The 24,349-nt window shown below is 74.4% G+C and carries 21 protein-coding genes; 11 read left to right on the forward strand and 10 right to left on the reverse strand.

The genetic code is table 11. The features are described from left to right. Positions 1-130 precede the first annotated feature (130 nt). Both polA and AB0K43_RS10070 read left to right on the forward strand, forming a co-directional pair. On the forward strand, positions 131-2,809 hold the full coding sequence (gene polA / locus AB0K43_RS10065; protein ID WP_363637878.1) for a DNA polymerase I: 2,679 nt from the start codon (positions 131-133) through the stop codon (positions 2,807-2,809). 61 nt (positions 2,810-2,870) lie between these two features. After that, a complete protein-coding gene (locus AB0K43_RS10070; protein WP_363637789.1) occupies positions 2,871-3,602 on the forward strand; it encodes a hypothetical protein in 732 nt (243 codons plus the stop codon). Between the two features lie 86 nt (positions 3,603-3,688). Here AB0K43_RS10070 and hrpB read toward each other — a convergent pair whose 3' ends face one another. Together hrpB and AB0K43_RS10080 are read right to left on the reverse strand one after the other, a co-directional pair. Further along, positions 3,689-6,202, reverse strand: coding sequence for an ATP-dependent helicase HrpB (gene hrpB, locus AB0K43_RS10075; RefSeq protein ID WP_363637791.1), 2,514 nt, complete (start codon positions 6,200-6,202; stop codon positions 3,689-3,691). 3 nt (positions 6,203-6,205) lie between these two features. Continuing rightward, complete coding sequence (locus AB0K43_RS10080) at positions 6,206-7,039, reverse strand: class I SAM-dependent methyltransferase (protein WP_363637880.1); 834 nt, start codon at positions 7,037-7,039, stop codon at positions 6,206-6,208. A gap of 481 nt (positions 7,040-7,520) precedes the next feature. On the opposite strand from AB0K43_RS10080, the gene rpsA reads away from it, so the two are divergent. Next, a complete protein-coding gene (rpsA, locus tag AB0K43_RS10085) occupies positions 7,521-9,011 on the forward strand; it encodes a 30S ribosomal protein S1 (protein WP_350636112.1) in 1,491 nt (496 codons plus the stop codon). Positions 9,012-9,201: 190 nt separating this feature from the next. Next, positions 9,202-11,415 carry an MMPL family transporter gene (locus tag AB0K43_RS10090; RefSeq protein ID WP_363637794.1) on the forward strand — a complete coding sequence of 738 codons (2,214 nt, stop codon included), beginning with the start codon at positions 9,202-9,204 and terminating at the stop codon, positions 11,413-11,415. Here the strand turns inward: AB0K43_RS10090 and AB0K43_RS10095 are convergent. Continuing rightward, the gene (locus tag AB0K43_RS10095) at positions 11,405-11,554 is read right to left on the reverse strand and encodes a hypothetical protein (RefSeq protein ID WP_363637796.1); all 150 of its coding nucleotides are present in this window, start codon (positions 11,552-11,554) and stop codon (positions 11,405-11,407) included. The two genes, AB0K43_RS10090 and AB0K43_RS10095, sit on opposite strands and share 11 nt — an antisense overlap. A gap of 109 nt (positions 11,555-11,663) precedes the next feature. Continuing rightward, the gene (locus tag AB0K43_RS10100; protein WP_363637798.1) at positions 11,664-12,080 is read right to left on the reverse strand and encodes a MarR family transcriptional regulator; all 417 of its coding nucleotides are present in this window, start codon (positions 12,078-12,080) and stop codon (positions 11,664-11,666) included. 62 nt (positions 12,081-12,142) lie between these two features. On the opposite strand from AB0K43_RS10100, the gene AB0K43_RS10105 reads away from it, so the two are divergent. After that, the gene (locus tag AB0K43_RS10105) at positions 12,143-12,787 is read left to right on the forward strand and encodes an MBL fold metallo-hydrolase (RefSeq protein WP_363637800.1); all 645 of its coding nucleotides are present in this window, start codon (positions 12,143-12,145) and stop codon (positions 12,785-12,787) included. A 105-nt stretch (positions 12,788-12,892) separates the two neighbouring features. After that, a complete protein-coding gene (locus tag AB0K43_RS10110) occupies positions 12,893-13,423 on the forward strand; it encodes a hypothetical protein (protein ID WP_363637802.1) in 531 nt (176 codons plus the stop codon). Between the two features lie 31 nt (positions 13,424-13,454). Here AB0K43_RS10110 and AB0K43_RS10115 read toward each other — a convergent pair whose 3' ends face one another. After that, on the reverse strand, positions 13,455-14,342 hold the full coding sequence (locus tag AB0K43_RS10115; RefSeq protein ID WP_363637804.1) for an alkaline phosphatase family protein: 888 nt from the start codon (positions 14,340-14,342) through the stop codon (positions 13,455-13,457). Positions 14,343-14,522: 180 nt separating this feature from the next. Between AB0K43_RS10115 and coaE the strand changes: the two genes are divergently transcribed. From coaE to AB0K43_RS10130, 3 genes are all read left to right on the forward strand, one after another. After that, complete coding sequence (coaE, locus tag AB0K43_RS10120; RefSeq protein ID WP_363637806.1) at positions 14,523-15,122, forward strand: dephospho-CoA kinase; 600 nt, start codon at positions 14,523-14,525, stop codon at positions 15,120-15,122. Positions 15,123-15,249: 127 nt separating this feature from the next. Beyond that, entirely contained in the window at positions 15,250-15,837 is a 588-nt protein-coding gene (locus AB0K43_RS10125; protein ID WP_363637808.1) for a SigE family RNA polymerase sigma factor, read from the forward strand. Continuing rightward, positions 15,830-16,510 (forward strand): hypothetical protein, encoded by a 681-nt coding sequence (locus AB0K43_RS10130; RefSeq protein ID WP_363637810.1) that lies wholly within the window; start codon positions 15,830-15,832, stop codon positions 16,508-16,510. The genes AB0K43_RS10125 and AB0K43_RS10130 overlap by 8 nt, the downstream gene beginning before the upstream one ends. Positions 16,511-16,514: 4 nt before the next feature. On the opposite strand, the gene AB0K43_RS10135 is transcribed toward AB0K43_RS10130, so the two are convergent. The 3 genes from AB0K43_RS10135 to soxR all read right to left on the reverse strand — a co-directional run bounded on the left by AB0K43_RS10135 (position 16,515) and on the right by soxR (position 18,395). Next, positions 16,515-16,904, reverse strand: a complete 390-nt coding sequence (locus AB0K43_RS10135; RefSeq protein ID WP_363637812.1) for a VOC family protein — start codon at positions 16,902-16,904, stop codon at positions 16,515-16,517. Between the two features lie 61 nt (positions 16,905-16,965). Further along, a complete protein-coding gene (locus tag AB0K43_RS10140) occupies positions 16,966-17,817 on the reverse strand; it encodes an SAM-dependent methyltransferase (protein ID WP_363637815.1) in 852 nt (283 codons plus the stop codon). Between the two features lie 89 nt (positions 17,818-17,906). Further along, complete coding sequence (gene soxR, locus AB0K43_RS10145) at positions 17,907-18,395, reverse strand: redox-sensitive transcriptional activator SoxR (protein WP_363637817.1); 489 nt, start codon at positions 18,393-18,395, stop codon at positions 17,907-17,909. 65 nt (positions 18,396-18,460) lie between these two features. Between soxR and AB0K43_RS10150 the strand changes: the two genes are divergently transcribed. Both AB0K43_RS10150 and AB0K43_RS10155 read left to right on the forward strand, forming a co-directional pair. After that, on the forward strand, positions 18,461-19,180 hold the full coding sequence (locus AB0K43_RS10150; RefSeq protein WP_363637819.1) for a thiamine pyrophosphate-dependent enzyme: 720 nt from the start codon (positions 18,461-18,463) through the stop codon (positions 19,178-19,180). 49 nt (positions 19,181-19,229) lie between these two features. Next, positions 19,230-20,123 carry a transketolase C-terminal domain-containing protein gene (locus AB0K43_RS10155; RefSeq protein WP_363637821.1) on the forward strand — a complete coding sequence of 298 codons (894 nt, stop codon included), beginning with the start codon at positions 19,230-19,232 and terminating at the stop codon, positions 20,121-20,123. A 21-nt stretch (positions 20,124-20,144) separates the two neighbouring features. Here AB0K43_RS10155 and treZ read toward each other — a convergent pair whose 3' ends face one another. Further along, on the reverse strand, positions 20,145-21,890 hold the full coding sequence (treZ, locus tag AB0K43_RS10160) for a malto-oligosyltrehalose trehalohydrolase (protein WP_363637823.1): 1,746 nt from the start codon (positions 21,888-21,890) through the stop codon (positions 20,145-20,147). Next, positions 21,887-24,280: a malto-oligosyltrehalose synthase gene (gene treY / locus AB0K43_RS10165; RefSeq protein ID WP_363637825.1), complete on the reverse strand. Its 2,394-nt coding sequence runs from the start codon at positions 24,278-24,280 to the stop codon at positions 21,887-21,889. The genes treZ and treY overlap by 4 nt, the downstream gene beginning before the upstream one ends. Positions 24,281-24,349: the final 69 nt, after the last annotated feature.

Below are 24,349 nucleotides of genomic sequence, written 5' to 3' on the forward strand. Positions count from 1 at the left end.
TTACGTCCGTTGTCGGCGCCGGGCCATAGGATCTGTTGCTGGCAGTGGAACCGGCAGGACGGACGTGGACGTGGCTACGCAGAGTGCAGGCAAGGGCGCGGGCGAGGGTGCGGGTGGCCGGCCCCGGCTGATGCTGCTCGACGGGCATTCGATGGCCTACCGGGCCTTCTACGCCCTGCCCGTGGAGAACTTCAACACCACCACCGGCCAGCCGACCAACGCCGTGTACGGCTTCGCCTCGATGCTGGCCAACACCGTGCGGGACGAGCGGCCCACCCACCTCGCGGTCGCCTTCGACGTCTCCCGGCAGACCTTCCGCTCCGCCGAGTTCCCCGACTACAAGGCCAACCGCGCCAAAACCCCGGACGAGTTCCGCAGCCAGATCGGCCTGATCCACGAACTGCTGGACGCGATGAGCATCCGGCGGCTGTCCGTCGAGGGCTTCGAGGCCGACGACGTGATCGCCACCCTGGTCACCGCCGCCGAGGCCGAGGACTTCGAGGTCCTCATCGTCACCGGCGACCGCGACTCGCTCCAGCTGGTCACCGACCGCACCACGGTGCTCTACCCGACCAAGGGCGTCTCCGAGCTCACCCGCTACACCCCGGAGAAGGTCGCCGAGAAGTACGGCGTCACCCCCGCCCAGTACCCCGGCCTCGCCGCGCTGCGCGGCGACCCGTCGGACAACCTGCCCGGCATCCCCGGCGTCGGCGAGAAGACCGCCGCGAAGTGGGTCAACCAGTTCGGCTCCTTCGAGCAACTGGTCGAGCGGGCCGACGAGGTCAAGGGCAAGGTCGGCGACAAGCTCCGCGAGCACCTCGATTCGGTCAAGCGCAACCGCGTGCTGACCGAGCTGGTCCGCGACGTCGAACTGCCGCTCGGGGTGGCCGACCTCGGCCGCGAGCCCTTCGACAAGGAAGCCGTCGGCCGGCTCATGGAGAGCCTGGAGTTCCGCAACCCCAACTTCCGCGACCGCATCCAGGGCATCGACCCGGCCGGCGCCGAGCCCGAGACCGCCGCCGAGGCCTCCCCGGGCCTGGCCGTCGACGGCGAGCTGCTCACCGAGCCCGGCGCCCTGGCCGGCTGGCTCGACCAGCACGGCAAGGGCCTGGTCGCGGTCGCCGCGGTGTACCGGTGGGCGCTCGGCTCCGGCGAGGTCCAGGAGATCGCCCTCGCCGCCGGCGAGACCGCCGCCTGGTTCGACCCGGCCCAGCTGGCCGAGGCCGACGACCAGGCCTTCACCGGCTGGCTCGCCGACCCGGCCCGCCCCAAGGCCCTGCACATCGCCAAGCACGTGATGCGCGCCTTCGCCGAGCAGGGCTGGCAGATCGCCGGCGTCACCGCCGACACCGCGCTCGCCGCCTACCTGGAGAAGCCCGGCCGCCGCACCTTCACGTTGGACGTGCTGGCCGAGGAGTACCTGGCCCGCTCGCTGGCACCCGCCGCGGCGGTGGAGAGCGGCCAGCTCTCCTTCGACGCCGAGGAGGAGGACGACACCGCCGCCGCACAGGCGCTGATGGTGCAGGCCCGGGCGATCCTCGACCTGGCCGCGCTGTTCGAGACCCGGCTGGCCGAGGTCGGCGCGGTCGAGCTGTTCCACGACATGGAGCTGCCGATCGCCGCGCTGCTGGCCAGGATGGAGCGCTACGGCATCGCCGCCGACCGCGACTGGCTGACCGGCCTGGAGACGCAGTTCGCCGCCGAGATCCAGCGCTGCGTCGAGGAGGCGCACGCCGCCGCCGGCCACCCGTTCAACCTGGGCTCGCCCAAGCAGCTCCAGGAGATCCTGTTCGGCGAGCTGGCCCTCCCCAAGACCAAGAAGATCAAGACCGGCTACACCACCGACGCCGACGCGCTGCTCTGGCTCGCCGGGCAGACCACCAACGAGCTGCCGGTCATCCTGCTGCGCCACCGCGACCAGGCCAAGCTGCGCACCACCGTGGAGGGCCTGCTCAAGACGGTCTCGCCGCAGGGCCGGATCCACACCACCTTCAACCAGATGGTCGCCGCCACCGGCCGGCTCTCCTCGCAGGACCCGAACCTGCAGAACATCCCGGTCCGCACCGAGGAGGGCCGGGCGATCCGCCGCGCCTTCGTGGTCGGTGCGGGGTACGAAGCGCTGCTCACCGCGGACTACTCGCAGATCGAGCTGCGCATCATGGCGCACCTGTCCGAGGACGCGGCGCTGATCGAGGCCTTCGAGAGCGGCGAGGACCTGCACACCACGGTCGCCTCGCAGGTCTTCGAGGTCGCCCCGGAGGCGGTCGACGCCGAGATGCGCCGCAAGATCAAGGCGATGTCCTACGGCCTCGCCTACGGCCTGTCCGCGTACGGGCTCTCGCAGCAGCTCGGGATCAAGCCGGCCGAGGCCCAGGGCCTGATGGACACCTACTTCCTGCGCTTCGGCGGGGTGCGGGAGTACCTGCACCGGGTGGTGGAGGAGGCCCGTGCGGTCGGCTACACCGAGACCCTGCTCGGCCGCCGCCGCTACCTGCCGGACCTCACCAGCGACAACCGCCAGCGCCGCGAGATGGCCGAGCGGATGGCGCTGAACGCCCCGATCCAGGGCTCGGCGGCCGACATCGTCAAGATCGCCATGCTGCGGGTCGACGAGGAGCTCACCAAGGCCGGCCTGGCCTCCCGGATGCTGCTCCAGGTGCACGACGAGATCGTGCTGGAGCTGGCCCCCGGCGAGCGCGAGCGGGTGGAGGCCCTGGTCCGGGCGCAGATGGCGGGGGCGTACCCGCTGCGCGCGCCGCTCGACGTCTCGGTGGGCGTCGGCCCGAACTGGGAGGCGGCCGCGCACTGATCCGGGCTACGGTCGCAGCGGGTGGCGGGGGCCGCCCGCGGCGACGACGGGGGAGTGGCGGATGTTCGGTGCGGCGAGGTGCCCGGTCGGGCCCAGGGAACAGCGCTGGATCGAGGAGTCGACCGCCTGGCTGCTGGCCGAGTTCGGTCCCGAGGTGCTGCTGCGGCCGCCGGTGCTGCCGACCGCCGAGTACTTCCCCGGGCCCTTCGACGGTTCGGTGGCGCAGATCGGCGAGCTGGTGGGCCGGATCTGCGGCTACTTCGGGGTGGATCCGGGCGGCCTGCTGGTCGAGGTGGAGCCGTACGACCCGCAGGCCGACCTGCTGGTCGCCGAGCTGGGGCTGACCGAGCGCTCCAGCGGGGCGGCCGGCCACTTCCGGATCGAGCACGGCCGGCCGGTGGTCGCGATCGACCAGGAGCAGGCCGCCCGCCCGGTCTCCCTGGTCGCCACCATCGCCCACGAGCTGGGCCATGTCCGGCTGCTCGCCGAGCGCCGGATCGAGCGGGGCCGCTCCGACGGCGAGCCGCTCACCGACCTGCTCACGGTCTTCTTCGGCTTCGGGGTCTTCAACGCCAACTCGGCCTTCACCCGGACCGCCGAGGACGGGCGGATCAGCCGCCGCCGGCTCGGCTACCTGACCCAGGAGGCGTACGGCTACGCACTGGCCTGCTACGCCCAGCTGCGCGGCGAGGGCCGGCCGAGCTGGGCGGCGCACCTGGACACCAACCCGCGCGGCTACCTCCGGCAGGGCCTGCGCTTCCTGCGGCGCCACCCGCTGGGCTTCACGCTCTGACGGCAGGCTCCGGAGGTCGGCGGCACCTCCTGGCCGAGCCCCTCGGTGGACGCCCCGGCGGCCGCCGCCGGGGCCGAAGGCCCGCCTCAGCGGCGCGGGTTGGCCCGGCGGGTGGGTTCCGCCGTGGCGGGGTCCTCCGGCCAGGGGTGGCGCGGGTAGCGGCCGCGCAGCTCGGCCCGGACGGCTCGGTAGCCCTCCCGCCAGAAGCCGGCCAGATCACCGGTGACGGCGGCCGGGCGGCCGGCGGGGGAGAGCAGGTGGACGGTCAGCGGTACCCGTCCGCCGGCCAGGGCCGGGGCGGCCTGCCAGCCGAACAGCTCCTGCAGCTTCACGGCCAGCACCGGCCGGTCGCCGCTGTAGTCGACCCGGATCCGCGATCCGGTCGGCACGGTGATCCGCTCGGGCGCCAGCTCGTCCAGCCGTCCGGCCTGCCCGCTCGCCCAGGGCAGCAGCCGTTGCAGGGCCGCCGCGGTGTCGATCCGGGCCAGGTCCGATCGCCGCCGGGCGCGGGAGAGTTCGGGCTCCAGCCACCGGTCGGCGGCGGCCAGCAGGGCCTGGTCGGACACCTCGGGCCAGGGCTCGCCGAGCACCCGGTGCAGGAAGGCCAGCCGCTCGCGCAGCCCGGCCGCGGCCGGCGGCCAGCCGAGCAGGGTGCCCACACCCTCCCGGGCCAGCCCGTCCAGCAGGGCGGCCCGCACCAGCGCCGGATCGGGTGCCTTCAGCGGCTCGGCGGCCAGTTCGACCGCGCCGAGCGCGAGCACCCGACGGGCCGTCAACTCGCCTTCCCGGGTCGACCACTCGACCTCCTGGCGCTCCGTCAGCAGGGCCGCGCCGGCCTGCCGGGCGGTCTGCTCGTCCAGGGCCACCGCCCGCCGGATCCGGGCCGAGTGCGCGAGTGCCGGCCGGTCGGCGACCGCCACCACCAGCCACTCGGTGCCGGACAGCCGTGCGCCGCCGGGGAGTTCGGCCGCCGTCCCGGAGGCCATCAGGTACCGGTCGGCCGCGCCGCGGGCCCGGGCGATCCGTTCGGGGTGTGCCAGCGCGACCACCAGGCCGGCCGCCGTCCGGTCCGGCACCGCGGTCGGCGGGGTGTCCACCGCGCGCAGCAGCCGCCGTACCTCCTCCCGCCAGCGGCGGGTGTACGGGTCGCTGCCGCCGCGCACCGCCCGCCAGACCTCGGCGAGGTCGTCGCCGAGCGCCTGCGGGGGCTCCTCCGACAGCAGGGCGACCAGTTCGGCGGCGCGCCGGGCGCCGACCAGCTCCGCGCCGTCCAGCAGGGCGCGGGCGAGCCGGGGGTGCAGCCCGGTGCGGGCGATCCGTCGGCCGCGTTCGGTGGCCCGGCCGTCCGGGTCGACCGCGCCGAGCGCCGTCAGGGTCTTGCGGGCGGCGGCCATCGCCCCGCCCGGGGGGCGGTCGGGCAGCGCCAGCGTGGCCGCCGCCGGGTCGCCCCAGCAGGCGCTCTGCAGGGCGAAGGAGGTGAGGTCGGCCAGCGCGATCTCGGGGGTCGGGTAGCGGGGCGCCAGCGCGTCGGCGGCCTCGGCCCAGCAGCGGTAGACGGTGCCCGGGGCCTCGCGTCCGGCCCGGCCGGCCCGCTGGCGTCCGGCGGCCAGCGAGGCCCGTACGGTGACCAGGCCGGCCAGGCCGCGGGCGTGGTCGGTGCGCGGCTCGCGGGCGAGTCCGCAGTCCACCACCACCCGCACGCCGGGCACGGTCAGCGAGGACTCGGCGACCGAGGTGGCCAGCACCACCCGCCGCCGCTCGCCGGCCGCCAGTGCCGCGTCCTGCACCGCCTGCGGGGCCTGTCCGTGCAGTTGCAGCAGGTCGACCGGCTGGTCGGCGAGCTGTCCGGCGACCTTGGCGATCTCGCCGACCCCGGGCAGGAAGCAGAGCACGTCGCCGTCCCGCTCGGCCAGCGCCCGCCGGACGGTGGCCGCGACGTGCTCCAGCAGCGCGCTGTCCACCCGGGTGCCCTGCGGGGGCCTGACGGCCCGCGGCGGGGGCGCCCAGACCGTCTCGACCGGGTACGAGACGCCCTGCGCCTCGACCACCGGCGCCGGGCCGTCCTCGCCGCCGAGCAGCTCGGCCCAGGCCGCGGTGTCGGAGGTCGCCGAGGCGCAGACCAGCTGGAGCTCGGGGCGCAGCGCGGCCCGGACGTCCAGCAGGAAGGCCAGCGCGGTGTCCGCGTCCAGGTGCCGTTCGTGGCACTCGTCCAGCAGCACCAGGTCGACCCCGGCCAGCTCCGGGTCGCGCTGCAGGCGTTGCAGCAGGACACCGGTGGTGACCACCTCGACCACGGTCCGCGGTCCGACCCGGCGTTCGCCGCGCACGGTGTGGCCGACGCTCTCGCCCACGGCGGAGCCGAGCAGCCAGGCCATCCGCCGGGCGGCCGCCCGTACGGCGAGCCGTCGCGGTTCGGCGACCAGCACCCGGCGGGCCGGCCCGTCCAGGCCCGGCGCCAGCCCGGCCAGGGCCAGTGGCACCAGGGTGGTCTTGCCGGTGCCGGGCGGTGCGGCCAGCACCGCGACCCCGCGCTCGGCCAGTGCCCGGTGCAGCGCGGGTACGGCGGTGCGGACCGGTAGTTCGACCCCCACGGAACGCACCGGTCAGCCCCGCTCCGCCACGAAGATCGCGGTGCCGGGGATCAGCCGGCCGCGCAGCGGGCTCCAGCCGCCCCACTCCTGCTCGTGCCCGTCCGGCCACTCGGGCTCGATCAGGTCCAGCAGCCGGAAGCCGGCGCCGGTCAGCTCCCGCACCCGGTCGCCCAAGGTCCGGTGGTGCTCGACGTAGGTGGCCCGGCCCTGCTCGTCCTGCTCGACGTAGGGGGTGCGGTCGAAGTACGAGGCGGCGGCCGTCAGCCCCTCGGGGCCGGGCTCGTCGGGGAAGGCCCAGCGGATCGGGTGGGTCACCGAGAACACCCAGCGTCCGCCCGGTCGCAGCACCCGGTGGACCTCGCGCATCAGCGCGGCGGTGTCGGCGCTGAACGGCACCGCCCCGTACGCCGAGCAGGCCAGGTCGAAGGCGCCGTCGGCGAACGGGAGCACCGCCGCGTCGGCCTGGACCAGGGCGACCGGCTCGCCGCCCCGGCCGAGGTCGATCCGCCGGGCGTGCTGGAGCTGGCGGAAGGAGATGTCCAGGGCGAGCGGCCGGGCGCCCTGTGCGGCCAGCCAGCGCGAGCACTGGGCCGCGCCGGCGCCGATCTCCAGCACTGCCAGGCCCTTCAGCGAGCCGGCCTCGCCGAGCAGCCGGGCCTCGGCCTCGTCCAGTCCCTCGGGGCACCAGACGAACCGGTCGTCGCCGAGGAACGCCCCGTGCTCGTCCTGGTAGTCGTCCGCGTTGCGGTCCCACCAGTGCCGGCTGGCGCGGCTGCTCTCGTGCTCGCCCGCGGTGCGGCGCACGGCGTCCCCGTCGTCCTCCTCGTCCAGGCCCTCGGGGGGCAGGTCGTCGAGATCGTCGGGCCGGAAGTCGGGGGTGGTGGCCAAGGTGGTAGTGCCCGTCGCGTAGGGTATGGGGTGCGGAAGCGCAACTGCCGCGACCGGCCCCGACAGGGTGCCGGCATCGGGCAGTGGCATCCGGGGTGGGCCCCTGCGGCTGCCTGTCTCACACCCAGGTGTGAGGAGCGCAGTTCGGAGGATATGGCCTGATCGATCCCGGCCTCTACCGGTCTCGCCTTCCTTGGCGTTGACCGTGCCCGGCTGTCCCCGTATGCTACAAGTTGCGCTGCGGGCCTGCGCGCCTCGGACGGAGCAGGTCGCGCTCGCATCTGTCGAAGACCCCACGGTCGCAAGACGGACGTCGGTTCTCGTGGTACGGGATCTTGGCGGGCCGTGTTCTTGGCTGTCCGGCTTTCGGTGGGAGCGATACGGGCCCCCCGCGTGGCATTACCTACGACTTCATGTCCGTACCGGAGCCCTTTTCCTAATGACGAGCCCCACCGACACCTCTGTCAGCACCACCCCGCAGGTTGCGGTCAACGACATCGGCGACGCCGAGGCCTTCCTCGCCGCCATTGACGAGACCATCAAGTACTTCAACGATGGCGACATCGTTGAGGGCGTCATCGTGAAGGTCGACCGTGACGAGGTGCTCCTCGACATCGGTTACAAGACCGAGGGTGTCATCCCGTCTCGCGAGCTCTCGATCAAGCACGACGTCGACCCCCACGAGGTTGTCTCCGTTGGTGACAACATCGAGGCCCTGGTTCTCCAGAAGGAGGACAAGGAGGGTCGTCTGATCCTGTCCAAGAAGCGCGCTCAGTACGAGCGGGCCTGGGGCACGATCGAGAAGATCAAGGAAGAGGACGGCATCGTCACCGGTACCGTCATCGAGGTCGTCAAGGGTGGTCTCATCCTCGACATCGGCCTCCGTGGCTTCCTCCCGGCCTCGCTGGTCGAGATGCGCCGCGTCCGCGACCTCCAGCCGTACGTCGGCAAGGAGCTCGAGGCCAAGATCATCGAGCTGGACAAGAACCGCAACAACGTGGTTCTGTCCCGCCGTGCCTGGCTGGAGCAGACCCAGAGCGAGGTCCGCCAGACCTTCCTCACCACCCTGCAGAAGGGCCAGGTGCGCTCCGGCGTCGTCTCCTCGATCGTCAACTTCGGTGCCTTCGTGGACCTGGGCGGCGTCGACGGCCTGGTGCACGTCTCCGAGCTGTCCTGGAAGCACATCGACCACCCGTCCGAGGTTGTCGAGGTCGGCCAGGAGGTCACCGTCGAGGTTCTCGACGTGGACATGGACCGCGAGCGCGTCTCCCTGTCGCTGAAGGCGACCCAGGAGGACCCGTGGCAGCAGTTCGCCCGGACCCACCAGATCGGCCAGGTCGTCCCGGGTAAGGTCACCAAGCTGGTTCCGTTCGGTGCGTTCGTCCGCGTGGACGAGGGGATCGAGGGTCTGGTCCACATCTCCGAGCTGGCCGAGCGCCACGTGGAGATCCCGGAGCAGGTCGTCCAGGTCGGCGACGAGATCTTCGTCAAGGTCATCGACATCGACCTCGAGCGCCGCCGCATCAGCCTCTCGCTGAAGCAGGCCAACGAGTCCCTCGGTGCCGACCCGGCGTCGGTCGAGTTCGACCCGACCCTGTACGGCATGGCTGCCTCGTACGACGACGCGGGCAACTACATCTACCCGGAGGGCTTCGACCCCGAGGCGAACGACTGGCTGGCCGGCTTCGAGAAGCAGCGTGAGGAGTGGGAGCGCCAGTACGCCGAGGCGCAGTCCCGCTTCGAGCAGCACCAGGCCCAGGTCATCAAGAGCCGTGAGGCCGACGCCGCCGCTGCCGCCGAGGCCGGCGAGGAGGCCCCGGTCTCCGGTGGTGGCTCGTACTCCTCCAGCAGCGACGAGGGCTCCGGCGCTCTCGCTTCGGACGAGGCGCTCGCCGCGCTCCGCGAGAAGCTGGCCGGCGGCCAGAGCTGATCGCTGACGCTCCGTCCTTGACGGTAGGTCACTGAGAAACCCCCATCCGGGTCACCGGGTGGGGGTTTCTCGTTCTGCTTATGTGGTCTTTATGTGAAGGAAAGTGTGATATGAGGCTCATGGGACGCCTATAGGCTGAACATGCGGTTGCGCATACGTTTGGGGCAACTGTCCGAAAGGCCTCCTGCACATGCGCCACTCGCACACCGCTGCACCGCACGCGCCCGCCGATCCCAAGGTCGGTGGGCGGCTCGCAGCCCTCGGTCGGGCGTGTTACCGCCACCGTCGCTGGGTCCTCGGGTTCTGGGTGGTGGTGCTCGCCCTCGGTGTGCTGATCGGAGGCCGGGTCTTCGAGGGCACGGTCGCCTCGACCGGCGCCGGCGGTTCCGAGTCCGCCCGCGGCGAGGCGGTCGTCCAGGCCGCCGATCCCGTCCAGGGCACCGTCACCGCGGTGGTGGACGGGGTGGCCGCCACCGATCCGGCCGTACGGGCCGCCGTGACGGCGGCCACCGCCGAGATCGCCGGCCTGCCCGGCGTCGCCTCGGTCGCCGACACCTACGGCTCGGGCGGCTCGCTCACCTCCGCCGACGGGAACGCCAGCCTGGTCTCGGTGCGGATGTCCGACGCCAGCACCGAGGCGCAGCAGGGCGCCGTCACTCACCGGTTGGCCGACATCGAGGCCGCCGGGGCGCACGTCACCGTCGGTGGTGATCTGGTGCTCCAGCAGGAGGTCAAGAGCCAGACCGAGAAGGACACCCGGTTCGGTGAGATCGTCACCCTGCCGTTGACGCTGCTGGTCATGGTGCTGGTGTTCGGCGGCCTCGCCGCGGCCGGGCTGCCCGGGATCGGCGCGATCGCCTCGGTGGGCGGGGCACTGCTGGCGATGTTCGGCTTCAGCCGGATCATGGACATCGACACCAGCGTGCTGCCGATCGCCACCGTGCTCGGCCTCGGACTCTCGATCGACTACGCGCTGCTGATGGTCAACCGCTTCCGCGAGGAACGCGGCAACGGCGCCACCATCGCGCAGGCCGTCGAGCGCTGCTCGGCCACCGCCGGCCGGACCGTGGCCTTCTCCGGCCTGACCGTGGCGGTCGCGCTGTCCGGCCTCTTCGTCTTCACCAGCCCGGTCTTCCGGGCGGTGGCGGCGGCCGGGGTGTCCGTGGTGGTGATCGCGGTCGCCGTCGCGCTGACCATGATCCCCGCGCTGCTCGGCTTCGTCGGCCGGCGGATCAAGGCGCCGAGCGCGCCGGTGTCCGACGAGGGTTTCTTCTCCCGGATCGTCCGGCTGGTGCAGAAGCGCCCCGTCCCGGTGATGCTCGCCTGCGTGGCGCTGCTGCTGGCCGCGGGTGCGCCGTTCCTCGGCTCGCAGTGGCGCAACTCGGGCGCCGATGTGCTGCCGAAGTCGTTCGCCGCCCGGCAGGTGGCGCAGACCGTCGACCAGCGCTTCCCCCAGCAGGCGCCGGCGCCGGTCACCGTGGTGGTCGAGGCCGGCCAGGCCAAGGCACAGGCGTACGCCGACGGGGTGGTCGCCAAGCTGCCCGGGGTGAGCGGGGTGCGGGCGGTCACTCCGGTCGGCGACGGGCTGAGCACGGTCGACGTGCTGGTGCAGGGCGACCCGCAGGGGGCCCAGGCCAAGTCGGTGGTCCAGGAGTTGCGGGCCGACCGGGGCGGGCTGCAGACCTATGTCACCGGTGACGCCGCCTCGGTGGTCGACTTCCAGCACGAGATCTCCAGTCGGGGCCCGTGGGCCCTCGGCCTGGTCGCGGCCGGCACGCTGATCCTGCTGTTCATGATGACCGGTTCGGTGGTGATGCCGGTCAAGGCGCTGCTGATGAACGTGCTCTCGCTGGGCGCCTCGCTCGGCGCGCTCACCCTGGTCTTCCAGCACGGCTACTTCAGCGGCCTGCTCGGCTTCACCCCGACCGGCGGGATGGAGACCTTCATCCCGGTGCTGGTCTTCGCCTTCGCCTTCGGCCTCTCGATGGACTACGAGGTCTTCCTGCTCTCCCGGATCAAGGAACTGCACGACCAGGGGTACGACTGCGCCAAGGCGGTCCAGCTCGGCCTGCAGCGCAGCGGAAAGATCATCACCTCGGCGGCGCTGCTGATGGTGATCGTCTTCGCCGGCTTCGCCGCCGGGCAGATGCTCATGGTCAAGCAGATGGGCGTCGCGCTGGCGGTGGCCGTGGCGGTGGACGCGACGCTGGTCCGCTGTCTGCTGGTGCCGGCCACCATGTCACTGTTCGGCAAGCTCAACTGGTGGGCGCCGGCGCCGCTGCGCCGGCTGCACCGGGTGATCGGGCTGAGCGAGCACATCAAGCTGCCCCCGCTGGGCCTGGCCGCCCGGCTGCCCGCGCCGCGGCTGCCCGGGGTGCGGCTGCCCGCTCCGGTCAGCGATTGACGCAGCCGTTGCCGTAGCTCGGGGTGAGGCCGGTCGCGACGTCCAGCACCCCGCAGGCGGCGGCCGGGCCGGTGCCGGCGGCCAGCAGGCCGAACAGGGCGGCGGCGATGATCAGGGCCGAGCGGGTGGTGCTGCGCATGGGGCTGCCTCTCTGGGTGGACTGCTGCCCAGCACAACGCGCGAGCCCCGGGCGGGGCATGCGGCGTCGCCCGTTCGGCCGTACGGGGGTGCGCTCGGGTCGGCCGTCGTCAGGCCAGCCGTCGCAGCAGGGCCACGCTCTCCTGCAAGGTCCGGCGCTCCGCGGGGGTGAGCCGCTGGGTGATCGCGGCGGCGATCTCGGCCTCGCGGCGGGCCCGCTGGGCGTGCAGGGCGGCGGTGCCGCGCTCGGTGGCGGCGATCAGCACCTTGCGGCCGTCGCTGGCGTGCGGCCGCTGCTCGACGAGCGCGGCCTCGGTGAGCAGCGCGACGGTGCGGGCCATCGACTGGTGGCGCACCCGCTGCAGCTCGGCCAGCTGGCTGGTGGTGCGGGGGCCCTCGCGGACCAGCCAGCCCAGCACGGCGGCCTGGTTCTGCGGCAGCTCGTCGCCGACCCGCAGCCCGCGTACCAGGGTGCCGAGGGCGAGCCGCAGCTCGGCGGCGAGTTCCATGGGGTCGACATCGTCCATGGGGCCAGCCTAGCCGGTCGATCTACAGCAAAACTGTGCAGCCTTGCTGTAGTGTCCGTCCCATGCGACTGACGAAGCTTGGCCATGCCTGTGTCCGGATCGAGCGGGGCGGCTCCACCGTGGTGATCGACCCCGGGATGTTCACCGAGGCCGACGCCCTGCGCGGCGCGGACGCGGTGCTGATCACCCATGAGCACGCCGACCACTTCGCGGAGGACCGGCTGCGGGCGGCCGTCGCCGACAACCCGGGGCTGCGGATCTGGTCCAACCGGGCGGTGGCCGGGGCGCTGGAGGGCATCGGGGCGAAGGTCTCGGTGGTCGGCGAGGGCGATGCCTTCGAGATCGACGGCCTGGACGTGAGCGTGCACGGCGAGTGGCACGCGGTGATCCACCCGGACATCCCCCGGGTCGGCAACATCGGCTTCCTGCTCGGCGGCACGCTCTTCCACCCCGGCGACGCGCTGACCCTGCCGCCGCACCCGGTGGAGACCCTGCTGCTGCCGATCGCCGGGCCCTGGGCCAAGGTCTCCGAGCTGATCGACTACGTCCGGGAGGCCGGCCCCTCGCGCGCGCTCGCCATCCACGAGGCGGTGCTCAGCGACGTCGGCCGGATGGTGCACGGCCGGCTGCTCGGCGAGGGCGGTCCTGGCACCGGCGCGGAGTTCAGCCAGCTCGCCGTCGGCGAAGGCGTCGACCTGGCCGGCTGAACGCCTGCCGGGCCCGGTCCTGCCACCGCGCCGGCCACCGGCTCGCGCGACCGGCGCGCGGCACCGGATTGAACCGGGCGCGCGGGCAGCCGCGTCCAGATCGGTATGGACCATCTGCCCGCGCTGCTCGCCGCCCTGCCCGCCCTCGACCGGGGGGAGGAGGTGGCCGGCCCCTGGCGGCTGCGCCGGGCCGGGGCGCTCGACCTCTCCGACTCCGGCGAGTGCTGGCTGGAGGACCCGCTGGGCGGCGAGGCGTACGGCTTCGGCGGTGGCGTCGCCTACCTGGTGCTGGACGGCGACCGCCGGCGCCCCTCGGTCCTCGCCCTGCTGCTGCACCACGGTGACACCCCGCCGGTCGCGGTGGGCGAGGACGGCGACCCGGTGGAGAGCGACTCGGGCGTCCTGATGCTGCACGCCCTCGCGGCGGCCGACCGGGCCGCGCTGCTCGACCGGGCCCGGGCCGCCCGCTCCGGCGAGGGCCCGGCCGGGGCCGAGTTCGCGGACGGTTGGCTGATGCTGCCCGACCGGGCCTCGGGCGGCCCCGCGCTGGTGCTGCTGGTGGAGGGCGACGGGCACCGCCTGGTCCCCGTCCTGGACGCGGCAGGCCGGGCCACCGCGGCGCTGGTGCACCGCTGAGCGACCCGGCCGGGGCCGGTGACCGCGGGCCTCAGCGCGCCGGCACGGGCTCCTCGGCGGGGGTGAACGGGCGGCCGTCCAAGGTCCAGTGCGGATCCGGGGTGATCTCCAGGGCGGCGTAGACATGGGCCGCGACATCGGTGTGGTGCAGCGGCCGGACCGCCGCCCCGGGGAGGATGCCCGGGCCCTGGGCGGCGATCCACGCGGTGCGCTCCAGCTCGCTGCGCCCGCCGTGGCCGCCCTGGTCGACGTGGCCGTGGTCGGTGACCACGATCACCGTCCACTCCTCCTCGGCCCGGCCCGCCCGGCCGTCGACCGCGGCCAGCAGCCGCCCGAGCCGCCGGTCGGCGGCCTCGGCGGAGCGGCGGTACTCCTCGCCGCAGCCCAGGAAGTGGGCGGTCTCGTCGACCGCGCCGAGGTAGACGAAGGAGGCCTGCGGGTCGTCGTCGCTGCGGCCGAGCACGTACTCGGCCTCGGCGGTGACCCGCTCGTCGCAGACCTCCCAGGCCTCCGGGGTGTCCTCCAGCGGCGCGATGTACGACAGCCGGCCGGGCGAGACGAACAGCGGGCCGCCGCCGCGGGCCAGGAACAGCGGCTCCCAGCCGCCGGCCGCGAAGGTCCGGCGGCGGTGGGTGGCGGCGAGCCGGGTGGTGAAGTCCGGGAACACGTCCAGCCGGTTGCCGCCGAGGTGGTTGCCCAGCACCCCGTGCTTGGCCACCCCGACGCCCGTGACGATGGTGGCCCAGCACGGACCCGACATGGTGGGGGTCGCGTCGTCGACAAGCACCGGGGCCAGGAAGCCGGCCTTCGCCACCGCGTCCAGGTGCGGGGTGTGCAGCTCGGGCAGCAGGTCGAGCCGGACGCCGTCGATGCCGACGACCAGGACCCGGCGCGGGCCGGTGGGCCAGAGGCTGGACATGGGGGTTGCTCCGTCCGTTCGAAGGTCTGTCCGGCACCCTAGCCGGGCTGACCCCCCGACAGCAGACCCCGGGCCCGGGGCTGCGGGGGCGGCGGTCGAACTGTTCGCCGGATGTTCGACCGGCGTTTCTCCGGCCGGGCCGCCGGCCGGGCCCGACCGGCCCGGCGGTAGCCTGGCGGCATGCTGAGGATCGGACTGACGGGTGGGATCGGCGCGGGCAAGAGCGAGGTGTCGCGGCAGCTCGCGGAGCTGGGCGCGGTGATCGTCGACTCCGACCTGATCGCCCGTGAGGTGGTGGCCCCCGGCACCGCGGGCCTGCGGGCCGTGGTGGCCGAGTTCGGCCCCGCCGTGCTGCGGCCCGACGGCTCGCTGGACCGCCCCGCGCTCGGTGGGATCGTCTTCGGCGACCCGGACCGCCTCGCCGCGCTGAACGCGATCGTCCACCCGCTGGTCCGGGCCCGCTCGGCCGAGCTGGAGGCCGCCGCCGGGCCGGACGACCTCGTGGTGCACGACGTGCCGCTGCTGGCCGAGAACGGGCTCGCCCCGCTCTACGACCAGGTGATCGTGATCGACGCCCCGGACGAGGTCCGGCTGGACCGGCTGGTGCGGCTGCGCGGGATGGCCGAGGAGGAGGCCCGGGCCCGGATGGCCGCCCAGGCGAGCCGGGAGGACCGGCTGGCCGTCGCCGACCTGGTGATCGACAACGGCGGCCCGCTGGCCGACCTGGCGCCGCAGGTGCGGGAGATCTGGCAGCGGCTGGGCGAGCGCCGGGCCGGCTGACCGGGTGCAGGGCGGGCCGGGCCCCGTCCTCGGAATGTGTCTGAAGAACATGGCAACCCGGTAGGCCTGCCGTGCGTGGCACAGCCGGGTGCACGGGCACCCGATCGAGACGACGGAGCACGACGGGATGACCGACGAGGAGTACAACGCGTTCTACCTGTCCTCGTTCTCCCCATTGGTGCGGCAGATCTACGCCATGACCGGGGACTTCAGCGAGGCGCAGGACGCGGTGCAGGAGGCCTTCGTCCGCGGCTGGGCGCAGCGGGCACGGCTGTCGAACGAGGAACGCTCGCCCGAGGCGTGGATCCGGACGGTCGCCTGGCGGCTGGCCGTCAGCCGGTGGCGGCGGGCGCTGCGCGGCCGGGCGCTGGAGCGCAAGCAGTTCACCCACCAGGACATCGCCGGGCCGGGCCCCGAGCACACCGCCCTGGTGGCGGCGCTGCGCAAGCTCCCGGCCGCGCAGCGGCAGGCCGTCGTGCTGTTCCACCTGTGCGATCTGAGTCTGAGCCAGATCTCCGAGGAGACCGGGGCCGCGATCGGCACGGTCAAGGCGCGGCTGTCGCGGGGCCGGGCCGCCATGGCCGAGTACCTCGGCGACGAGGAGGGCGACCGGGTGCGGGAGCGAGCGCTCCGCGGCACGCCCGCGGCTCGCCGGACCGGGCGCGGCCAAACCTCGATCCCGCACTCCGCCGAGAGGATCGGTCACTGTGCCTGACCTGGACGATGGCATCACCGCGGACCCGCTGGTGGTCGCCCTGCGCGGCCTGACCGCGGACGCCCCGCACGCCCTGCCGCTGCCCTACGAGACCGTCCGCGCCCAGGGCCGGCGCCGCCGCCGGGCCCGGCGGGTGATCATGGGCACGGCCGCAGCCGTCTGCATGGTGGCGGTGGCGGCCGGCGGAGTGCTGCTCCGACCCGGATCCGTGCCCGGTGCGGTGGCGCCGGCCGCGTCGGCACCGGTCGACGCCCCGTCGACCGCCGAACCGCGGCGGCCGGTGCTGGTCCGCGCCGAACAGCCGACACTGACCGTTCCGGACGGCCCGCAGCAGCGGAACCTGGAGCTGTCCACCGGCTGGCCGCTCACCCCGAGCGGCGGTATCCCGTCGATGACGGTGACCGCGCTGCGGGAGGAGGCGACCATGAACTCCGCGACCGGCAACGTGCTGGACGCGGGCTACGCGGTCGTCGGGGACCAGCCGATGCACTGGTGCGTGCGGATCGACACGTCGGACGACTACCGGATCTGGGTCTGCGCGAAACCGGCCCTGCCGACCGAGGCGCTCGGCCGGCGCAACCCGACCCAGGCCCAGGTATGGCTGTCCGAGCCGGACGCGATCTGGTTCTTCCACCAGGTCGCGGTGGGCGACCGGATCAGGTTGGCCCCCTGACGGATCAGCCCTTGGGCTGGAGCAGGTCCCAGCGGTTGCCGTAGAGGTCCTGGAAGACCGCGACGGTGCCGTAGGGCTCGTGCCGGGGCTCCTCCAGGAAGACCACACCCGCGGCGGTCATCCGCCGGTGGTCCCCGGCGAAGTCCTCGGTGGTGAGGAAGTGGCCGACCCGGCCGCCGGTCTGGTCGCCGATCCGGGCCTGCTGCTCCGGCTTGGTGGCCCGGGCGAGCAGCAGGCCGGACTCGGTGGCGCCGCGCGGGGCGACCACCACCCAGCGGTTGCCGTCGCCGCGCGGGGTGTCCTCGCGCAGCTCGAAGCCGAGGGCGTCGACGTAGAACGCGATCGCCTCGTCATAGTCGCGGACCAGCAGGGCGGTGAGGGAGATGTGCGCCATGCCGGCGATTCTCCCAGCCGGGCGGCCCGGGCACCGCGGCGCCCCGCCCGCCTGGGCCGGGTTACGGCTTGCGGCCGACGCCCGCCCAGATCGCGACCTGGCGGTCGGTGTCCTGGGGGTCCTCGTCCGGCCGCCAGAGCGGGGCGGTGACCAGGCCGGGCTCGGCGAGCTCCAGGCCGTCGAAGAACCGGGCCACCTGCTCCTTGCTGCGCATGGTGAGCTGGGCGGTGGCGCCGCGGTAGACGGCCGGGCCGCGGTCGGCCTCCTCGGGGGTGAGGAAGTCGGCGGTGCCGTGCGAGAGCGCCAGGTAGCTGCCGGAGGGCAGCGCGTCCAGCAGGGTGCGGACGATGCCGGACGGGTCGTCGACCTCGTCGATGAAGTGCAGGACGGCGTAGAGCAGCAGGGCGACCGGCCGGTCGAAGTCGATCACGGCGCGGACCGCCGGGTCGCTCAGCACGGACTTGGGGTCGCGCAGGTCCCCCTGGACGACGTTGACGATGCCGGTGCTGGAGCCGGTCAGCAGGGCGCGGCCGTGCACCAGCACGATCGGGTCGTTGTCCACGTAGGCGACCCGGGCCTCGGGCAGGACCTGTTGGGCGACCTCGTGGGTGTTGCCCGCGGTGGGGATGCCGGTGCCGATGTCCAGGAACTGGGTGATGCCCTGCTCGGCCAGGTACTGGACCGAGCGGCGCAGGAAGGACCGGTTGGCGCGGGCGCTGATCCGGACCAGCGGGCCGAGCGAGACGACCTGCTCGGCGGCCTCCCGGTCGGCCGGGAAGTTGTCCTTGCCGCCGAGGTAGTAGTCGTACATCCGGGCCGGGTGCGGCACGTCCGGGCGCAGGTCGACCGGGACGTGCGGCTCGTCGTCCTCGCCCGACATCCAGTCCAGCGCCACGTCCTGATGGTCGGTCATGATCTTCTCCCCCGGTGTGCTCGTGGTCTCGCAGGCAGCATAGACGGGGCCGCCGCGGCGCCCGGGCCGAACCGGCAACTGGCGGGCCGTCAGAGGCCGGCCGGCAGTGGCTCGGGCCCGGTCGCCGGGTCGCCGGTCCGCAGGTAGCGCGCGCCGCTGCCGGCCCGGCCGGCCCGGTCGTCGGCGTTGTAGAGCCCGCAGCGGGTGAGCGAGAGGCAGCCGCAGCCGATGCAGCCGGTCAGCTTGCGCTTCATCAGCTCCAGCTCCTCGATCTGCCGGTCGATCCTGACCTGCCAGGTGCGGGCCACGGCGTTCCAGTCCTCGTGGCTGGGGGCGCGGTCGACGGGCAGCCGGTCGAGCGCCGTGCGGACCTCCTCCAGCGAGAGTCCGACCTGCTGGGCGGCCCGGACGAAGGCGACCCGGCGCAGCGTGGAGCGGGCGAAGCGGCGCTGGTTCCCGGTGGTGCGCTCGGAGTGGATGAGCCCCATCCGCTCGTAGTAGCGCAGTGCCGAGGTGGCCAGGCCGCTGCGCTCGGCGAGCTGGCCGATGGTCAGGAGGTCGTGCCGGCTGAGTCCCATGGTCGCCGAGGATAGCGGCCGCCCGGGCTTGACCTGAAGCCGACTTCAAGTTGCACGATCTTCGTATGACCACCGCGACCCACCCCCTGCGGCCGGGCCAGGCGCCGTACGGCTTCGCCGACCTGCCCGAGCTGCTCTCCCGGATGACCGGCGCCGAGAAGCACGGCCCCGCCGCCACCTCCACCCTGGACGCCCTGTGGGTGCTCTACGACCGCGTCCTGCGGGTCACCCCGGCGACCGTCGAGGACCGGGCCCGGGACCGCTTCCTGCTCTCCAAGGGTCATGGCCCGATGGCCTACTACGCGGTGCTGGCCGCCAAGGGCTTCCTGCCGCCCGAGCTGCTGGCGAGCTTCGGCGGCTACGACTCGCCGCTCGGCCACCACCCGGACCGGCTGCTCGTCCCGGGTGCGGAGATCGGCTCCGGCTCGCTCGGCCACGGCCTGCCGCTGGCGGTCGGCACCGCGCTCGGGCTGCGCGCCCAGGGCCTGCACGACCCGGCGGTGTGGGTGCTGATCGGCGACGCCGAGTTCGACGAGGGCAGCAACCACGAGGCGGTGGCCTTCGCCGGCGCGTACGGGCTGGACCGGCTCCAGGTGGTGGTGATCGACAACTCCTCGGCCACCCACGGGTGGCGCGGCGGGATCGCGGCCCGGTTCGAGACCGAGGGCTGGTCCACCGCGACGGTGGACGGCCGCGACCACGAGGCGCTCCACCGCGCCTTCACCACCCCGCACCCGGGCCGCCCGCACGCCGTGGTCGCCCGGGTCGAGCCCAAGAACTCCTGAACCGCCCGCCCGAACTCCCGAACCGCCTTTCGCCCGCAGAGGAACCCCGATGGACACCATGCGCGACCGCTTCATCGCCATCACCGCCGAGCTGCTCGACTCCGACCCCCGGCTGGCGGTGGTGCTGGCGGACATCAGCGCGGCCGGCTTCGCGGACGCCGCCGTCCGCCACCCCGACCGGGTGGTCAACGTCGGCATCCGTGAGCAGCTGCTGATCGGGGCCGCCGGCGGGCTGGCCCTGACGGGGCTGCGGCCGATCGCCCACACCTTCGCCAGCTTCCTGATCGAGCGGCCGTTCGAGCAGGTCAAGCTGGACCTCGGCCACCAGGGCGTCGGCGCGGTGCTGGTGAGTGCCTCCGGCTCGTACGACTGGCCGGCCGGCGGCCGCACCCACATGGCACCGGGCGACGTCGCGCTGCTGGACACCCTGCCCGGCTGGAACGTCCACGTGCCCGGCCACCCGGACGAGGCCGAGGCCCTGCTGCGGCACGCCACCGCGGCCGGCGACAGCCTGCAGTACGTCCGGCTCTCGGTGCACGCCAACCGGCAGGCCAGGCCGGTCGAGCCGGGGCGGTTCCTGACGGTCCGCCGCGGGAGCGGGGCGGTGGTGCTGGCCGTCGGTCCGATGCTGGACGCGGTGCTGGCCGCGACCGAGGGCCTGGACGTCACGGTGCTGTACGCCGCCACCGTCCGGCCGTTCGACGCGGCGGGCCTGCGGGCGGCGCTCGGCGACCGGGCCGATGCGGTGCTGGTCGAGCCGTACCTCGCCGGGACGTCGGCCCAGGCCGCCCACGACGCCCTCGCCGACCTGCCGCACCGGGTGCTCGGCCTCGGTGTCCCGCGCGCCGAGCACCGCCACTACGGCTCCATCCCCGAGCACCTGGCCGCCTACGGCCTGGACGCGGCGGGCCTGCGGCAGCGGATCACCGGCTTCCTCGGGTAGCGCCGGGCCTCAGCCGGAGTATCAGCCGGAGCCTCGGCCGGAGCCGACCACGGCCACCGAGTCCGGCCCGAGCCGCAGGACGCCCTCGCCCGGCGCCACCTCGCCGAAGGCGGCCAGCAGCCGGCCGTTCGGGGTGTCCAGCGGGACGTCCACCGGCCCGCTGCCGCCGATCCGCACCGCGACCCGGTACGGACCGCGGTGCACCACCAGCCAGCCCCGCTCGCGGTCGTGCCGGACCTCGACGGCCGCCAGGTCCTGGTCCATCAGCTCGGGGCAGGAGCGGCGCAGCCGGATCAACGTCCGGTACCAGCCGAGGAGTTCGGCGTGCGGGGGCAGCGCGGGCTCGGACCAGTCCAGGACCGAGCCGAGCACCGTGGCCCGGGCCTGCGGGTCGGGCACGTCCTCGGCGGCCCAGCCGTGCTCGGCGAACTCCCGCCGCCGCCCCTGCCGGACCGCCTCGGCCAGCTGCGGGTCGGTGTGGTCGGTGAAGTACTGCCAGGGCGTGCCGGCGCCCCACTCCTCGCCCATGAAGAGCATCGGGGTGAACGGCGAGGTCAGCACCAGCGCGGCCCCGGCGGCCAGCCGGCCCGGGGGGAGGGTGGCCGAGAGCCGGTCGCCGGTGGCCCGGTTGCCGACCTGGTCGTGGGTCTGCAGGTAGCCCAGCAGCCGGTGCCCGTAGCCGGCCGGGAACGGGCGGCCGTGCCGGCGGCCGCGGAACGAGGACCGGCTGCCGTCGTGGAAGAAGCCCCTGGTCAGCGCCTTGGCCACGGCCGCGTACGGATCCTCGGCGAAATCCCCGTAGTAGCCCTGGGCCTCGCCGGTGAGCAGCGCGTGCAGCCCGTGGTGGAAGTCGTCGCTCCACTGCGCGGTGAGCCCGAGCCCGCCGGCCTGGCGGGGGTTGGTGGTGCGCGGGTCGTTCAGGTCGGACTCGCCGATCAGGAAGAGCGGGCGGCCGGTGGCGGCGGCCAGCCGGTCCACCTCGGTGGCGAGTTCCTCCAGGAACGGCAGCGCCCGGTCGTCGGCCAGCGCGTGCACCGCGTCCAGCCGCAGCCCGTCGATCCGGTAGTCGCGCAGCCAGGCCAGCGCGCTCCCGATCAGGTACGCGCGGACCTCGTCCGAGCCGGACGCGTCCAGGTTGACCGCCGCCCCCCACGGGGTGTGGTGGCGGTCGGTGAAGTACGGGCCGAAGGCGGGCAGGTAGTTGCCGGACGGGCCGAGGTGGTTGTGCACCACGTCCAGCACCACGCCGAGCCCCTTGCGGTGGGCCGCGTCCACGAACCGCTTCAGCCCGTCCGGGCCGCCGTACGGCTCGTGCACCGCCCACAGGCCGACCCCGTCGTAGCCCCAGCCGTACCGGCCGGGGAACGGGCAGACCGGCATCAGCTCGACGAAGTCCACGCCCAGCGCGACCAGGTGGTCGAGCCGCTCGGCGGCGGCGTCGAAGGTCCCGGCGGGGGTGAAGGTGCCCACGTGCAGCTCGTACAGCACCGACCCGGGCAGGGCCCGGCCCGACCACGGGGTGTCGGACCAGGCGAAGGCCGCGTGGTCGACGGCGAGGCTCGGCCCGTCCGGCCCCTGCGGCTGGCGCGGCGAGCGCGGGTCGGGCAGCGCCGGGCCGCCGTCCAGGCGGAAGCCGTACGCCCCGGCCGGGGCCTCGCCCGCCCACCAGCCGGGCCGGCCGGCCGCCGGGCGCAGCGGGTGCGCCGCGCCCGCCACCTCCACCTCGACCTGTTCGGCGGCCGGCGCCCACACCCGGTACTCGGTCACGGCCGACGCCCGCTGGTCAGCAGTGCCACCGGAAGGTGCTCCAGCAGATCGGCCACCCTGGTCTCCCCACCCGCGAAGTGCCGTTCGGTCAGTTCGTCGGTCCACCGCCCGGCGGGCAGCGCCAGCACCGTGTCGCCCCAGCCGCCCCGCCGGTGCAGCCCGTACGGCAGCCGGGTGGCCACCGACACCACCGCCTCGCCGCGCCCGAAGGCGAGCAGGTGCTCGGCGGCCGGGCCGCTCGCCGCGAGCGGGCGGTAGGAGCCGAAGGGGTGGGTGCGGCGCAGGTGCAGCGCGGTGGTGGTCAGGTGCAGCTTCTCGCGGGCCAGGTCGCCGGCGCGGTCGGCCGCCGAGTCGGTCAGCCGGACGGCCAGCGCGCCCAGGTCGACCGGTGCCCGGTTGTCCGGGTCCACCAGGGTGTACAGCGGCTCCTCGCTGCCCTGGTAGAGGTCCGGCACGCCCGGCACGGTCAGGTGCAGCAGCGCCGCCGCGAGGCTGTTGCTGCGGGCGAACGGGGCCAGCAGCGCCACCAGCCCCTCGATCCGGGGGGCCAGCCCGACGTTGCCGAGCACGCCCTGCGCGTACCGGGCGAGCCGGTGCTCGAACTGCTCGTCCGGCGCCGTCCAGGAGGTGTGCAGCTTGGCCTCGCGGGCCGACTTGAGCACCACCCCGGTCAGCCGCTCCGGGCCGATCGGCCAGGCCGCGACCAGGGTCTGCCAGAGCAGCCAGGCGCTCGGCCGGTCCGGGCAGGCGCCGGAGGCGGTGGTCCAGGCCGCGCACTCGGCGGCCCACATCTCCGGCAGCTCGGTCAGCACCGCCAGCCGGGCCCGGGCGTCCGCGCTGCGCTTGGTGTCGTGGGTGGACAGCGCCGTCATCGCACCCGGCCAGGCCCGGTCCAGCTCGGCGCACCAGCGGTGGAACTCCTGCGGGCGCACCCCCGGCCGGCCCGGGTCGCCGCCGACCTCGTTCAGCCCGAGCAGCGCCGTCCAGCGGTAGAAGGCGGTGTCCTCCACCCCCTTGGCCGCCACGGCCGAGGCGGTCTGCGCGAAGCGGGCGCAGAACTCGTCCTTCTCCGGGCCGCGGCCGAGCCGCCCGAGGGCCAGGTCGCGCAGCAGTTGCGCGGTCGGGCCGGCCAGCGCACCGGCCTCGCGGACCGCCTCGAACTCGGCCACGGCCGCCGCCGGGGCCGGCTCGCCCGGCACCACGTACGGGCGGTAGACCGGGTACGCGGTCAGGATCGCCCCGAGCGCCTGCCGCAGCGCGCCCCGGCCGTGGTCGGCGAGCGCCGGCTCGGCGGCGCAGATCCGAGCGGCGAGCCGCACCAGCCGCTCCAGCTCCGCGGCCAGTTCGCCGTCCGGCGCGGTCAGCTCGGCCCGGGCCAGCCGGCCGGCCTCGGCGGCGCCGGTGCGGTCCGCGACGTCCCGCTGGTAGCTGGTGGTCAGCCGCTCGGCCCCGGCGTGGTCGGTCAGCACCCCGTCGATCCGGCGCAGCGCGTCGTAGCCGGTGGTGCCGGCGCACGGCCAGTCGGCGGGCAGCCGCTCCTCGCCGGTGAGGATCTTCTCCACCACGGTGTACGCGCCGCCGGTGGCCGCCGCCAGCTGGCGCAGGTAGCCGCGCGGGTCCGCCAGGCCGTCCGGGTGGTCGATCCGGAAGCCCTCCAGCACGCCCTCGGCGTGCAGCCGCAGCAGGGTGCGGTGGGTGGCCTCGAAGACCTCGGGCACCTCCATCCGGACCGCGATCAGCTCGTTGACGGTGAAGAACCGGCGGTAGTTCAGCTCCTCGGCGGCCAGCTGCCACCAGGCCAGCCGGTACCACTGGCGGGCCAGCAGCTCGGCCAGCGGGAGCCGCTCGGTGCCGGGGCGCAGCGGGAAGGCGTGGTCGTGGTAGCGCAGCACGTCCCCGTCGACGGTGAGCTGGTCGAGCACGGCGCCGAGCCGGTCGCCGAGCAGCGGGAGCAGCAGCCGCCCGCGCCCGGGCGCGTCGGTGGGCCCGGGCTGGGCGGCCCAGTCGATGTCGAACCAGGGCGCGTACGGCGAGTCGGGGCCGTCCCTGAGCACCTGCCAGAGCGGCTGGTTGAGCTGCTCGGGGACGGGCAGCGCCATGTGGTTGGGCACCACGTCGGCGATCAGGCCGAGGCCGTGCCGGCGGGCCTCGGCGGCCAGCGCGCGCAGCGCGGCCTCCCCGCCGAGCTGCTCGCTGATCCGGCCGTGGTCCACCGTGTCGTACCCGTGGGTGGAGCCGGGGACGGCCTCCAGCAGGGGCGACAGGTGCAGGTGCGAGACGCCGAGCGCGGCCAGGTAGGGCACCGCGCGCTCGGCGTCGTGCAGCGTGAAGCCGGGCTGGAGCTGGAGCCGGTAGCTGGCCGTCGGCGGTCGGGCGGCGGCTGAGGTCATGGGGTCATGCCTACCCGTGCCGGGGGCGGGCTACCTCCGTCCTGGTACGAATGGCGCAGTGCCGGCCGG

Origin of the sequence: Kitasatospora sp. NPDC049258 (assembly GCF_040678895.1) — a bacterium.
Taxonomy (GTDB): Bacteria; Actinomycetota; Actinomycetes; order Streptomycetales; family Streptomycetaceae; genus Kitasatospora.